At 75.4% G+C, this 13,611-nt stretch carries 13 protein-coding genes and 1 riboswitch; all 13 genes read right to left on the bottom strand.

Features of this window, described 5'->3' with window-relative positions; all coding sequences use genetic code 11:
• Nucleotides 1-317 precede the first annotated feature (317 nt).
• Nucleotides 318-800 carry a 6,7-dimethyl-8-ribityllumazine synthase gene (gene ribH, locus BBK14_RS20335; protein ID WP_071064863.1) on the bottom strand — a complete coding sequence of 161 codons (483 nt, stop codon included), beginning with the start codon at nucleotides 798-800 and terminating at the stop codon, nucleotides 318-320.
• Nucleotides 797-2,260 carry a bifunctional 3,4-dihydroxy-2-butanone-4-phosphate synthase/GTP cyclohydrolase II gene (locus BBK14_RS20340; protein WP_241831699.1) on the bottom strand — a complete coding sequence of 488 codons (1,464 nt, stop codon included), beginning with the start codon at nucleotides 2,258-2,260 and terminating at the stop codon, nucleotides 797-799. Before BBK14_RS20340 ends, ribH begins: the two co-directional genes overlap by 4 nt.
• Nucleotides 2,260-2,943, bottom strand: a complete 684-nt coding sequence (locus BBK14_RS20345; protein ID WP_071064864.1) for a riboflavin synthase — start codon at nucleotides 2,941-2,943, stop codon at nucleotides 2,260-2,262. The genes BBK14_RS20340 and BBK14_RS20345 overlap by 1 nt, the downstream gene beginning before the upstream one ends.
• Nucleotides 2,944-3,068: 125 nt before the next feature.
• Nucleotides 3,069-3,199: riboswitch (FMN riboswitch) on the bottom strand.
• Nucleotides 3,200-3,310: 111 nt separating this feature from the next.
• Nucleotides 3,311-3,799: a cytidine/deoxycytidylate deaminase family protein gene (locus BBK14_RS20350; RefSeq protein ID WP_071064865.1), complete on the bottom strand. Its 489-nt coding sequence runs from the start codon at nucleotides 3,797-3,799 to the stop codon at nucleotides 3,311-3,313.
• The gene (gene rpe, locus BBK14_RS20355; RefSeq protein WP_241831700.1) at nucleotides 3,796-4,575 is read right to left on the bottom strand and encodes a ribulose-phosphate 3-epimerase; all 780 of its coding nucleotides are present in this window, start codon (nucleotides 4,573-4,575) and stop codon (nucleotides 3,796-3,798) included. The genes BBK14_RS20350 and rpe overlap by 4 nt, the downstream gene beginning before the upstream one ends.
• Nucleotides 4,576-4,601: 26 nt before the next feature.
• Nucleotides 4,602-6,089 (bottom strand): RsmB/NOP family class I SAM-dependent RNA methyltransferase, encoded by a 1,488-nt coding sequence (locus BBK14_RS20360; RefSeq protein WP_071064866.1) that lies wholly within the window; start codon nucleotides 6,087-6,089, stop codon nucleotides 4,602-4,604.
• Nucleotides 6,086-7,021: a methionyl-tRNA formyltransferase gene (gene fmt / locus BBK14_RS20365; RefSeq protein ID WP_071064885.1), complete on the bottom strand. Its 936-nt coding sequence runs from the start codon at nucleotides 7,019-7,021 to the stop codon at nucleotides 6,086-6,088. Before fmt ends, BBK14_RS20360 begins: the two co-directional genes overlap by 4 nt.
• A 13-nt stretch (nucleotides 7,022-7,034) precedes the next feature.
• Nucleotides 7,035-7,181 (bottom strand): hypothetical protein, encoded by a 147-nt coding sequence (locus BBK14_RS38455; RefSeq protein ID WP_157904310.1) that lies wholly within the window; start codon nucleotides 7,179-7,181, stop codon nucleotides 7,035-7,037.
• Nucleotides 7,182-7,204: 23 nt separating this feature from the next.
• On the bottom strand, nucleotides 7,205-7,756 hold the full coding sequence (gene def / locus BBK14_RS20370) for a peptide deformylase (protein ID WP_071064886.1): 552 nt from the start codon (nucleotides 7,754-7,756) through the stop codon (nucleotides 7,205-7,207).
• A gap of 146 nt (nucleotides 7,757-7,902) precedes the next feature.
• Nucleotides 7,903-10,467, bottom strand: a complete 2,565-nt coding sequence (locus tag BBK14_RS20375; RefSeq protein WP_071064867.1) for a primosomal protein N' — start codon at nucleotides 10,465-10,467, stop codon at nucleotides 7,903-7,905.
• 188 nt (nucleotides 10,468-10,655) lie between these two features.
• Entirely contained in the window at nucleotides 10,656-11,852 is a 1,197-nt protein-coding gene (gene metK / locus BBK14_RS20380) for a methionine adenosyltransferase (RefSeq protein ID WP_020459326.1), read from the bottom strand.
• 4 nt (nucleotides 11,853-11,856) lie between these two features.
• Entirely contained in the window at nucleotides 11,857-13,179 is a 1,323-nt protein-coding gene (gene coaBC / locus BBK14_RS20385) for a bifunctional phosphopantothenoylcysteine decarboxylase/phosphopantothenate--cysteine ligase CoaBC (protein ID WP_112107582.1), read from the bottom strand.
• 91 nt (nucleotides 13,180-13,270) lie between these two features.
• Entirely contained in the window at nucleotides 13,271-13,555 is a 285-nt protein-coding gene (gene rpoZ, locus BBK14_RS20390; RefSeq protein ID WP_020459324.1) for a DNA-directed RNA polymerase subunit omega, read from the bottom strand.
• Between the last annotated feature and the right edge of the window lie 56 nt (nucleotides 13,556-13,611).

A 13,611-nucleotide genomic window follows, 5' to 3' on the forward strand; every position in this document is an offset into this window, starting at 1 on the left:
ACACGGACGCGGCGATCCCCCTCAGACCCGCTCCCGCAACCACCACCGTGCGGCAACCGTACGCCCCGACGGCGACGCACCTGACCAGGCCCTGCCGCACCAGGCCCTGCCGCACCAGACCCTGCCGCGCGAGGTCACCGATACGGTTCGAAACCACAGTCTCGCGGAACGTGTGACATCACAAGTACGCCGGGCCGTCACCGCCCGGTGACGACGGCCCGGCGACCGACGGCCCACCGGGGGCCCACACTGGTGGCCGGGCCCCGGCGAGGGCACGGCCGGCGGCTACCCGCGGCCGGCCGCGCCGCGGCGGCCCGTCAGGTGAGGGCGCCGATGCCGCGCAGGATGACGGCGGTGTCGAGCGCGGCGAGGGTGGCCTCGCGGCCCTTGTCCTCCGCCGAGCCCGGCAGGCCGGCACGGTCCCTGGCCTGCTCAACGGTGTCGCAGGTCAGCAGGCCGAAGCCGACCGGCACCCCGGCGTCGAGGGTGATCCGCACCAGGCCGTCCGTCACGAAGCGGCAGACGTACTCGAAGTGCGGGGTGCCGCCGCGGATCACCGCGCCCAGCGCCACCACCGCGTCGTGGCGCGCCGCCAGGGCGGCGACGACCACGGGCAGCTCGACGGCCCCGGAGACCCGCACGACGGTTGGCGTGGCCGTGACGCCCGAGTCCTTCGCCGCGCGCAGCGCGCCGGCGAGCAGCGCGTCGGTGATCTCCACATGCCACCGGGTGGCCACGATCGCCAGGCGCACCCCGCTGGCGTCGGGCAGCTCCTCGGCGGGTGCTCCGGCGCCGCTCATCGGGCCTCCTCGCAGGCCCGGTCCGCGCGGTCGGCGACCGGGGCCGCCGTCACCGGCCAGCGGTGGGCCTCGTGCGCGCCGGCGGTCTCGTCCCCGCCGACGACCTTCGGCAGGTCAGGCAGGCCGGGGAGGCCGGGGAGGCCGGGCAGGCCGGGCAGGCCGGGCAGGTCGTGGCCCATCCGGTCCCGCTTGGTCGTGAGGTAGCGCAGGTTCTCCGGGGTGTGGGTCACCGGCAGCCCCACCTGCTCGACGATGCGCAGCCCGTAGCCCTCCAGGCCCGCGCGCTTCGTCGGGTTGTTGGACAGCAGCCGCAGCCCGCGCACGCCCAGGTCCACCAGAATCTGGGCGCCGGTGCCGTAGTCGCGGGCGTCGGCCGGCAGCCCGAGGGCGAGGTTCGCGTCGACGGTGTCGTGCCCGGCGTCCTGGAGCTGGTAGGCCTGCAGCTTGTGCATGAGGCCGATGCCGCGGCCCTCGTGACCGCGCACGTAGAGCACCACACCCCGGCCCTCGGCCGCCACCGCGCGCAGCGCCGCGTCGAGCTGGTTGCCGCAGTCGCAGCGCTGGGAGCCGAAGACGTCCCCGGTCAGGCATTCGCTGTGCACCCTGACCAGGACGTTCTCCCCGTCACCGACCTCGCCGCGGATCAGCGCGATGTGCTCGACGCCGTCCAGGGTGCCCCGGTATCCGACGGCCCGGAAGGAGCCGTAGCGGGTCGGGATGCGGGCCTCGGCGACCCGCACGACCTGCTTCTCCGTCCGGCGGCGGTAGGCGATGAGGTCCGCGATCGAGATCAGGGCCAGGCCGTGTTCGCGGGCGAAGGCGGTCAGCTCCGGCAGCCGGGCCATGGAGCCGTCCTCGTTGACGATCTCGCAGATCGCCCCGGCCGGGCGCAGGCCCGCCAGCCGGGCGAGGTCGACGGCGGCCTCGGTGTGCCCGGGCCGGCGCAGCACGCCGCCCTCCTTCGCCCGCAGCGGGAAGATGTGCCCGGGCCGGGTCAGGTCGCCGGGCTGGGTGGCCGGGTCGGCGAGCAGCCGGATGGTCCGGGCACGGTCGGCGGCGGAGATCCCGGTGGTGACGCCGGAGCGGGCGTCCACCGAGATCGTGAACGCGGTGCCCATCCGGTCGGTGTTCTGCGGGACCATCTGGTCGAGGTCGAGCCGGTCGACCTCCGCGGGGTCGAGCGGTACGCAGACGACCCCCGCCGTGTGCCGGACCATGAAGGCGAGCAGCTCCGGCGTTGCCGCCTCGGCCGCGAAGATCAGGTCGCCCTCGTTCTCGCGGTCCGCGTCGTCGACCACGACGACCGGCCGGCCGGCGGCGATCTCGGCGATGGCGGTCTCGATCGTCGCGAAGCTCACCGACGCCTCGTCGGATGCCGTCGGGTGGGAGGCGGGCGCCGTCGGGTGGGAGGCGGCCGAGGAGTCGCCGGCCGGGTTCGTGGTCACCGGGTTCGTGGTCATCAGTGTGATCCGTTCAGGTCGGCGTGGAGCTTCTCGACATACTTGGCCACGACGTCCACCTCGATGTTGACCTTGTCACCGACGGCGCGGGTGCCCAGCGTCGTCGCGGCGAGGGTGGTCGGGATGAGGCTGACGGAGAAACTGGCCGGTTCACCGCCGGCCGCGGCGCGGACGTCGACGACGGTCAGGCTGACCCCGTCCACGGTCACCGAGCCCTTCTCGACGAGGTAGCGGTCCAGCCCCGGCGGCAGGCTGACGCGGACGACCTCCCAGTGCTCGGCCGGCACCCGCTCGAGGACGACGCCGACACCGTCGACGTGCCCCTGCACCAGATGCCCGCCGAGCCGGTCGGAGAGGCGGACGGGGCGCTCAAGGTTCACCCGGTCCCCGACCGAGAGGTCACCGAGGGCGGACCTGCGCAGCGTCTCGAGCATCACGTCCGCGGTGAAGCCGCCGGCCGCCGTCCCGGAGGAACCGGCCGGCCCAGATACGTCCCCGCCGGCGGCGCCGTCCGGGGGGTGGACGAACGAGGTCACCGTGAGACAGACCCCGTTCACGGCGACGGAAGCGCCGTGCGTCACGTCATCGAGTACGCCATGACACTCGACGGTCAGCGACGCGGCGTCATGCCGCGGCTCGATGGCGGTCACCACGCCGAGTTCTTCGACGATGCCGGTGAACATCCGACCCCGCACCTCCGGTCCCGGCACGTCCGGGACATCAGAAGGCGACGCGGGTCAGGGCCGACGCGCCCGCGCCGACCCACGCCGGGACGGCCACGCGCACGTGGCCGGCACAGCGGTGCCCCGCGCGCGTCCTCCCATCCGGACTTTCACCGTCGGTCCCGGAATTCCACCAGGTCAACCGGCCGCCACAAGGGCGGACGGGTCGCGGACTATCACCGCCGGCTCGGAGTTTCACCGACCCCGGAGCGCGCGTGCTGTTGTTAGTACACGGTTAAGTCTGACATACGGGCGCCGCGAACGCTCGGGGCGCGGACAGTAATCCACGTCATCCCCACCGGGAAACCGTGCGGGACGCCCCCGGCGGTCACCGCAGCAGGTGGTCGTTCACCGCCCGCACACCGTCAGCGAGCTCGGCGAGCTCGAGCACCTCGACACCGGCTGCGGCCAGCCGCTCGGCACCGTCGCAGTCGACGAACAGGGCCGGCTCCCGCCAGGCGAAGACGACCCGGCGGACCCCGGCGGCGAGCAGCAGCTCGGTGCAGGTACGCGGCCGGGACGCGCGGGCGCTGCACGGCTCCAGCGAGCTGTACACGGTCGCGCCCGCGGGCAGGCCGCCCGGCGGCAGCCGGCGCAGCGCCACCTCCTCGGCATGGTCGGCCGGCTCCTCGGCTCGGGAGTAGCCCTCGGCGACCGGCGTCCCGTCCGCGGCGACGACGAGTGCGCCGACGGCGAACGCGGTGACCGACGGCGGGCAGCGCCGGCCCAGCTCGACGGCCCGCCCCAGCCAGTGCCGGTCGCCTTCCGGGGTACCGGGCAGTGGCCGCCCGCCGGCCGCGGCGCGCGCCTCGCTCACGCCCGCACCCCGCCGACGGCGGCCGCCCCGCCACCCGCATCACGATCAGCGACGGGAGCCGGGGCCGGAGCAGGGGGCGAGGCAAAATCGGCGGCCGGGGCGGTGAGCCTCGGCGCGGCCGCCAGCGCGAGCGCGCGCAGGGACTCGACCGCCGCCGCCGGGTCGTCCAGGCCGAAGACCGCCGTGCCGGCGACGAAGACGTCCACCCCCGCCTCGGCGGAGCGCTCGATGGTCTCCCGGTTGACCCCGCCGTCGATCTGGAGCCACAGGTCCAGGCCGCGCTCGTCGATCAGGCGACGAGCCGCGGCGATCTTGGGCAGGACCTCGTCCATGAACTTCTGGCCGCCGAAGCCCGGCTCGATGGTCATCAGCAGCAGCAGGTCGAAGCGGTGCAGATCGTCCAGGTAGTGCTCGACGGGGGTAGCCGGCTTGACGGCCAGGCCGGTGCGGGCACCGGCCGCGCGGATCGCGTCGGTGGTGCGCGCGATGTCGCCGACCGCCTCGGCGTGGATCGTCACGTTCGCCGCGCCCCGCTCGGCGAAGCCGGGCGCCCAGCGGTCGGGGTTCTCGATCATCAGGTGGCAGTCGAGCGGGGTGTCGGTGACCCGGCGCAGAGCGTCCACCGTGTCCGGGGAGAACGCCAGGTTGGGCACGAAGTGGTAGTCCATGACATCGACGTGCAACCAGTCCGCGTGCCCGGCCACGGCGCGCGCCGCGTCCGCGATCCGGCCGAAGTCGGCGGCCAGCATGCTGGGATATATCTGCGCGGTTGCCACGCGGCGAGCGTATCCAGCCTCGCCGGTCAGCGGTCCGCCCGGCGCAGCAGCGCCAGGAACATCGCGTCGGTGCCGTGCAGGTGCGGCCAGAGTTGGACGAACGGACCGTCCCCGAGGCCGCCCGGCGCACCGTCACCGAACGGCGGGCCGGCGAACGGCGGGCAGCGCCGCGCGTCGAGGATGGCGACGTCCCCCCGCTGTTGGGCGATCGCGGTGACCACCTCGGACGTCTCCTCCGGGTGCGGCGAGCAGGTGACATAGGCCACCGCCCCGCCCGGACGCACCAGATCCAGCGCGGCGACGAGGAGCTGGCGCTGCAGCGGCACCAGCGCGGCGACGTCCGCGGGCGTGCGCCGCCACCGGGCCTCGGGCCGGCGCCGAAGCGCGCCGAGGCCGGAGCACGGGACGTCCACCAGCACCCGGTCCGCCATGCCGGGACGCACCGGCGGGAACCGCCCGTCGGCGCGCACCGCCAGGGCGGCCGGGAACCCGGCGAGCGAGGCGGCGACCAGGCCGGCGCGAGCCGCGCGCGGTTCGAGCGCGAGCAGCCGCGCCGGCGGCGGGCGGTGCCCCCCTGCCGCCGGCTCGCGCGCAGTCTCCGCCGGCTCGCCGACCGCCTGCAGCGCGGCCAGCAGGGCGGCCTTGCCACCGGGCCCGGCGCACAGGTCCACGGTCAGCCCGGTGTCCCGGCCGATGGTGGGGACCGAGGCAAGGGCCAGGGTGACCAGCTGGCTGCCCTCGTCCTGTACCGACGCGTCGCCGGCCGCGACGGCCGGCAGCGACCCCGGGTCTCCCCCGTCCAGGTGGACGGCGTAGGGCGAGCCGGCGCCGCGCCGTGCCCCCAGGCCGACCGAGGCGGCCTGCGCCACCAGCGCCTCGGCGTCGATCCGGCCGGGCCTGGCGACCAGGTGCACCGCGGGCCGGGTGTCGTTGGCGGCCAGCGCGGCGTGCGCGCCGGCGACGTCCCCACCCAGGGCGTCGAGCACGACGTCGACGATCCAGCGCGGGTGGGCGGTGACCACCGCGAGGTGGCCGGCCGGGTCCTCGGCGATGTCCGGGGCCGAGAGCAGGACCGCGATGTCACCGGCCGCCGCCTCGATCCGCGCGGCGACCCGGCGCAGCACCGCGTTCGCGAACCGCACCGGGCGTTCCCCGCAGGTGGCGCGGACCAGGTCGACCGTGGACGCGACCGCCGCGCGGGGCGGCACCCGGGTCGACAGGAGCTGGTAGGCGCCCAGCCGCAGCGCGTCGCGCACCGGCGGGTCGACGCTGGCGACGGGCCGGCTGGTCACCGTGTCGAGGACCCCGTCCAGGGTGCCCTGGGCCCGCAGCGATCCGTAGGTCAGCTCGGTGGCGAAGCCGCGGTCGCGCGGGGAGAGCCGGCGCCCGGACAGCAGGGCGGGCAGCAGCAGGTTGGCGTAGGCGCCGCGCTCGTCGACAGCGCGCAGCACCTCCCAGGCGAGCAGGCGCGCCGGGTCTGTCGTGCCGCCCCGGCGGGGCGCGGAGACGCTCACGCGAACGCCTCGTCCGTGCCGGGCCGCAGGCCGCGGATCCAGTCGGCCGCCGGCATCGGCGCCTTTCCCTCGGGACGAACCTCGTCAAGGACCACCGGCGTGGTCGCCGTCCCCACCAGTACGAGCCCGCGCTCGGGCACCGCGAGCCGCCCGGGGGGCAGCGGCGGGTGGCCCGCGGGCGCCGGCCGCACAGGACCGAGCTTGACGCGCCGGTCACGGAAGGTCGTCCAGGCGCCCGGCGCCGGGGTGGCGGCCCRCACCAGCCGGTCAACCGCGGCGGCCGGGGCCGACCAGTCGACGCGGACGTCCTCGACGGTGAGCTTCGGGGCCAGCGAGACACCGTCGGACGGCTGCGGGCGGGCCTGCAGGGTGCCGTTCTCGATGCCGTCCATGACGGCCTCCAGCAGCCGCGCGCCGGCGACGGCGAGGCGGTCGAGGAGATCTCCGGACGTGTCCGTGGGACGGATCCGCTCGGTGAGGACCCCGTAGACCGGGCCGGAGTCCAGGGCGGGCTCGATCTCGAACACGCTGGCGCCGGTCATGTCCTCCCCGGCGAGGACGGCGCGCTGCACGGGCGCCGCGCCCCGGTAGGCCGGCAGCAGCGAGAAGTGCAGGTTGACCCAGCCGTGCTTCGGGATCTCCAGGGCCGGCCGGGGCAGCAGCGCGCCGTAGGCGACCACCGGGCAGCAGTCGGGGGCGATCTCACCGAGCCGGGCGAGGAAGTCGGGGTCACCGGCGCGGGCCGGGGCCAGCACCTCGAGACCACGCTCGTCCGCCAGCTCCCGCACCGGCGAGGACCGCTGGTGCCGGCCCCGGCCGGCGGGCCGGTCGGGACGGGTCACCACCGCGACCACCTGGTGGCGGGGACTGTCGAGCAGCGCGCGCAGGCTGGGCAGCGCGACCGCCGGCGTGCCGGCGAAGACAAGACGCATGACCACAGCTCCCTCAGCGCCGATCCCGGGCCGGATCCCCGGCCGCGGATCCGATCGTCCCGACCATCATCACGATCATCGACCCGGCGGCGGACCCGATCGTCGACCCTACCGCCGTGCCGATCACCGTTCCGGTGGCCATCGTGGCGAGGACGGCCAACGCGATGATCTTTCCCTGGCGACTCAGCGCCCGCGGCCGAACAATGGGTGCGGCGATACCTTGACCACGGGCTTCGGCTCGTTCGACCACTCCGCCTCGCGGATCGCCTTCATGGCCGCCCGCTTCGTCTCCTTGTCGAGACGGTCGATGAACAGGATCCCGTCGAGGTGATCGGTCTCGTGTTGCAGGCATCGGGACAGGATGCCACTGCCCTCGACCGTGACCGGGTCACCGTGGGAGTTCTGGCCGACGGCGAGGACGCGTTCCGGACGGCGCAGGTCGAATGCCAGCCCCGGCAACGACAGGCAGCCCTCCTCGCCGTCCATCATCTCCTCGCTGAAGGGCCCCAGGACCGGGTTGATCAGGTGCCCGACCTCGTCCGAGTCATCGAGATACGTGAAGACACGCAGCGACACCCCCAGCTGCGGCGCGGCGAGGCCGACGCCGCCGGCGTCGCGCATGGTCTCAGCGAGATCGTCAACGAGGCGGCGCAGCTCCCGGTCGAAGGTCGCCACCGGGTCGGCGACCGTACGCAGCACCGGATCCCCGAGAAGGCGGATATCACGGACGGACACGGTCACTCCCAGAATGTCGTCACCTGACCGACCTCGGTCCGGCGAGATCGGACGCTTTCATGCTACGGGTCGCGCGGGAACCGGCGCCGGATTGGACCGGCGGCCCCGCCCCGGTCCACCGGCTGACGGCTGACGGCCGGCAGCCGTCAGCCGATCGTCAGCGGGTCGAGCTGGACGCGCACCCGACCCGCACGGCGGGCGTCGAGCACCCCGCGGGCGGCCCGCAGCGCGGCGGCGAGGTCCGCGCCCTGCTCCCGGCGCACCCGGATGATCAGACGCTCGGGCTCCTCCGCCGGCTCCGGTGGCTTCACCTGCTCAGGCGGCCCCCGGCGCCTCGGCTCGTTCGGATCTCCGGACCCCGCCCGCACCCGACCCAGCCCCCTGCCCTGCTCACGCCCCTGCGCCCGGCCCGACCCACGGCCCGGTGCGTGGCCCGGCCCGGGAGCCGGCTCCCCGCCGGCCCCGCGGCCCGGTTCCTGCCTCGGGACCGGCTCCCGTCTCGGGACCGGCACCGGGCCCAGGACCTCCGCGCCGGCCGGCAGCGTGGCGGCCGCCAGCAGGTCGTCGAGCGCCGCGGGGGTGCCCTCCACCGCCGCCACCCGGCTCACCGGGGGGAAGCCGAGCTCGGCGCGCTCGTCCGACTCCCGGGCGACGAACAGCCCGGGATCCCAGCGCACCAGCGCCTGCACGGGCCCGAGCCCGAGATCCGCCGCCACGACCACCAGCCCACCGGCCGGCGCCGGCCGGGCCAGCGCGGACGCGGCCATCCACCGGCGCAGCGTCTCCTCGCCGGCTCGCAGATCGGGACGCCCGAGCAGCGCCCAGCCGTCGAGGAGCAGCACCGCCCCGTAGCCGGCCTCGGCGACCGGCTCCGCGCCCGGTGTCGCGATCACGAGCGCCGGCGCGGCCGGCACCGTGGCCAGCACCGTGTCGCGCCCGGATGCCCGCACCGGGATGCCGGGAAACGCCCGCCCCAGTTCCTCGGCGGTGCGGCGGTCACCGGTCACCGACGCGCGCAGGCGCGTTCCGCCGCAGCCCGTGCACCGCCACCCACCCACGCCGCCCCCGGACACCGCGGAACGACCGGAGCCCACACCAGCGCCGAAAGCCCCGGCTCGCCCCGGGACGGGCTCCTGCCCAGACGCCGTCGGATGGCCGGTGGGTCGCGGCACCGGGCGCCCGCACCAGCGGCAGGCCAGTGCGGCCCCGGCGGCGGACCGGCCGAGCGGGCCGGAGCAGCTCCGGCACCGGGCCGGGCGGCGGCAGTCCGCGCAGGCGATGGACGGGTGATATCCCCGCCGCGGCACCTGGACCAGCACCGGCGCGCCACCGGCCAGCGCGGCGCGCGCGGCACGCACGGCGAGCGAGGGCAGCCGGGCCGCCCGCGCGGCCGGGTCGATGGACGCCTCGAAGTCGGAGCCGACCGCCTCCACCCGGGGCGCGAGCCGCCGCACGGCGTCCCGGCCGGCCGCCAGCCGGCCGGCCCAGCCCACCCGGGCCAGGGCCTCGGCGTCCACCGACGGCGAGAACCCGCCGACCAGCACCGCGCAGCCCTCCTCCCGGGCCCGCAGGACCGCCACGTCGCGCGTGTGCGGGTAGGGCGCCCGGGGTTCGGAGTGCAGGTCGTCCCCGTCGTCCCAGACGACGAGCAGGCCGAGGTCGGCCACTGGCGCGAACACCGCGGCGCGGGTCCCCACGACCACCCGCGTCTGCCCGCGGCGGACCGCCAGGAAGCGCCGGTACCGCTCCGCCGGGCCGAGATCGGCCCGCAGCACGGCCGGGACGCCACCCGCCGCCGGCCCGGCCTCGGTCTCGGTCTCGGGAGGTGTCAGCGCCGCGGCGACCCGGTCGGCGTCCCGGTGGTCGGGAACGACGACGAGCGCGCCGCGCCCGGAGGCCACCGTGGCCGCGACCGCCACGGCGATCATCGCCGGCCAGGAGGGCCCCGGCGGCGCCCACCAGACCGCCCGCGGCGAGCGCCCGCTCGACAGCGCCGCCAGGAAGTCGGGGCCGTCGGGATAGATCGACCACCCCGCGCGGCCAGGATCACCGGACCGGCCGCCGCCCAGCTCGGCCGCGCCACCGCTCTCGGTAGCCGCCGGCGCCACGCCGATGCCGGGACCGGTGACAACCGGCTCAGCCTCGGCGCGGGCATGGCGCGGCGGGACGGCCAGGCGCAGCACGTCGGCCATCGTCCCGGCGTATCTGTCGGCGACGGCGCGGGCGAGGCGGGCGACCGGCTCGGAGAGCACCGGCTCCGCCGACACCGACCTGGCCAACGGCGCGAGACGCCCGGTGTGATCGGACCGCTCGGACCTCTCGAGGACGAACCCGTCCACCAGGCGCCCGCCGAAGCGGACGCGCACCCGCGAGCCGGGAACCGCGGCGGCGGCCATGGCGGCCGGCACGAGGTAGTCGAACGGGCGGTCAAGGTGGACGAGCGGGGTGTCGACCACGACCCGGGCCACCGGCAGCTCGTCAGCCGGAACCACCGCGCCGGGCTTCTCGGAGCCGCCCGGCTTCGCGGCGACGGCACCTCGCTTCGCCGGAGCGACGCCAGACTTCGCCGCGCCGGCGGCGGGCCGCGCCGGGCGCCCGGCCGGTGCCGCGGAGGGCACACCGCCCGCGGGCGTCGGCCCCCCGGTGGACCGGGAGCCCGCGGCCACCACGGCGCCGGCGAGGCCCGGAATCACCGCGCTCTCGTCGTCCATGCCGCATTCGTACCAGTCGCGGCGGACAGGATCGGCCCCCACTGCGCCCGCCCGGCGAACCGGATCACCGAACGGCCACGGACCGTCGGAAAGCAGACCACCGCAAACAAACCGTCCCAAAAATGCGCAGGGGCGGAGCCGTCCCCGATGGGGGGTCGGCTCCGCCCCTGCGGGCGGATCAGGTGGCGTCAGCCCTTGACGGCGGCCGTCAGGGCGTCGGCGCGGGAGGTCGCCTCCCAGGTGAAGTCCAGCTCCGGGCGGCCGAAGTGCCCGTAGGCGGCCGTCTGCGCGTAGATCGGGCGCAGCAGGTCGAGGTCCCGCACGATCGCGGCCGGGCGGAGGTCGAAGACCTGCGTGACGGCGTCCTGGATCTGCGCGTCCGGCACCTTGCCCGTGCCGAAGGTCTCGACGAACAGGCCGACCGGGTGGGCCTTGCCGATCGCGTAGGCGACCTGGACCTCACAGCGGCTGGCCAGGCCCGCGGCCACGACGTTCTTGGCGACCCAGCGCATGGCGTAGGCAGCCGAGCGGTCGACCTTGGACGGGTCCTTACCCGAGAAGGCGCCGCCCCCGTGCCGGGCGTACCCGCCGTAGGTGTCCACGATGATCTTGCGCCCGGTGAGGCCGGCGTCGCCCATCGGGCCACCGATCTCGAAGCGACCGGTCGGGTTCACCAGCAGGCGGCGCCCCTCGGTGCTGATCTCGAGGAGGGCGAGCTCCGGCTCCACGACGTACTCGGCGACGTCGGGCGCGAGCAGGGTGTCGAGGTCGATGTCGGCCGCGTGCTGCGAGGAGACCACAACGGTGTCCAGGCGGACCGGCTTGCCGTCCTCGTACTCGATGGTGACCTGCGTCTTGCCGTCGGGGCGCAGGTAGCCGACCTGGCCGTCCTTGCGGACGGCGGACAGCCGCCGGGCGAGCCGGTGCGCCAGGGCGATCGGCAGCGGCATGAGCTCGGGAGTCTCGTCGCAGGCGAACCCGAACATCAGGCCCTGGTCGCCAGCGCCCTGACGGTCGAGGTCGTCCTCGGTGGAGCCCTCGACGCGCGCCTCGTGGGCGGTGTCGACACCCTGGGCGATGTCGGGCGACTGCGAGCCGATCGAGACGCTCACGCCGCAGGAGGCGCCGTCGAAGCCCTTCTTGGAGGAGTCGTAACCGATCTCCAGGATCCGCTCGCGGACCACCGAGGCGATGTCGACGTAGGTCTTGGTGGTCACCTCGCCGGCCACGTGCACCTGGCCAGTGGTGATCATGGTCTCGACGGCGACCCGGCTCTTCGGGTCGTCCTTGAGCATGGCATCGAGGATGGAGTCGCTGACCTGGTCAGCGATCTTGTCCGGGTGTCCTTCCGTGACGGACTCGGACGTGAAAAGGCGCGTCGCCACTGGACTACCCCCTGGGGAGATCAGGACTGATACCGGCGCAGTTTACCGAGGTTCGCTCAGGGGTATGCGCACCGGCCGGCTTCCGGTCGTGCAGCGCGTCGACGATCCGGTCGAGCACCTGGTGGGCAAGAAGATCCTTACTGGTCAGGGGGATCTCCGCGGCCCCGCCCGCACGGTCAAGGAGGACCGCGCTGTTCTGCTCCACCTCGAACCCCAGGCCGGACCCGACCCGGTTCACCACCAGCAGGTCCACCGGCTTGCGGGCGAGCTTCGCCCGGGCGAGGTCGAGGACCCCGGCGTCGGGTCCGCCCGTCTCCGCCGCGAACCCGACCAACACCTGGCCGGGACGGCGGTTCGCGACAAGCTCGGCCAGGACGTCCGGGTTGCGGATCAGCTCGATCGCGTCCGGCGCCGCGGACTCCTTCTTGATCTTGTACTTGTGCTCGGTGGCGGGCCGGAAATCGGCCACCGCCGCCGCCATGACCACGACGTCGGCGCGGGGGGCGGCGTCGTGCACGGCCGCCCGCAGCTGTTCGGCCGAGCCCACCGGCACCGTGGTCGCGCCGGCCACGTCGGGCAGGGCGACGTTGGCGGCCACGACGGTGACCGCCGCGCCGCGGGCCACCGCCGCGCGGGCCAGCGCGTATCCCTGCCGGCCGCTGGAGGCGTTACCGAGGAACCGCACCGGGTCGAGGTACTCGCGGGTGCCACCGGCGCTGACGAGCACGTGGCGGCCGGCGAGGTCGGGCCGCATGCCGTCACGCCCGCGGGCGAGAACCGCCCGGGCGACCGAGGCGATCTCGGTGGGCTCCGGCAGCCGGCCCGGCCCGGAGTCGGCACCGGTCAGCCGGCCGACGGCCGGTTCCAGCACGAGGGCGCCCCGCTCGCGGAGCAGGGCGACGTTGGCGCGGGTCGCCGGGTGCTGCCACATCTCGGTGTGCATGGCGGGGGCGAACAGCACCGGGCAGGTGGCTGTGAGCAACGTGCCGGTGAGCAGGTCGTCCGCCCGGCCCGCCGCGGCCCGCGCCATCAGGTCCGCGGTGGCGGGCACGATCAGCACCAGGTCGGCCTCGCGCCCGACCCGGACGTGCGCCACGTCCTCGGCGTCGGTGAACAGGTCGGTCACCACCGGCTGGCCGGACAGCGCCGCCCAGGTGACCTCGCCGACGAAACGCAGCGCCGCAGCCGTCGGCACGACGCGGACGTCGTGGCCGGACTCGGTCAGCTGGCGCAGCACCTCGACGGCCTTGTACGAGGCGATGCCGCCGGACACGCCGAGCACGACCCGCGGCCGCCGCGCCGCCCCGGCCGAACCACCGCCGCGCATCCCCGCCCCGCCGCCTGTCACGCGGAACAACCGAGGCGGGCAGGACGGGCAGGGCCGGCGAGACGGACGCGAGCCGCGGAGGCCGCGTGGGTCAGGAGATCGGCGGCAGCGGGTCGGTGATCGTCTCGTGCGTGAGCAGACCGGAGTTGATCTCGCGGAGCGCGATCGACAGCGGCTTCTCCTGGGCGCTGGTCGTCTCCACCAGCGGGCCGACGTACTCCAGCAGGCCCTCGCCGAGCTGGGAGTAGTAGGCGTTGATCTGGCGGGCCCGCTTCGCCGCGTAGATGACGAGGCTGTACTTCGAGTCGGTGGCCTCGAGCAGCTCGTCGATCGGCGGGTTCGTGATGCCCTCGGGCTGGGCGACAGTACCGGACACGGTGTCCTTCCGGGGTGGGGCGGTCGGGCGGCTCCAGGCGCGCCGTGGGCGGCCTG

This window comes from Parafrankia soli, from assembly GCF_001854695.1.
Taxonomy (GTDB): domain Bacteria; phylum Actinomycetota; class Actinomycetes; order Frankiales; family Frankiaceae; genus Parafrankia; species Parafrankia soli.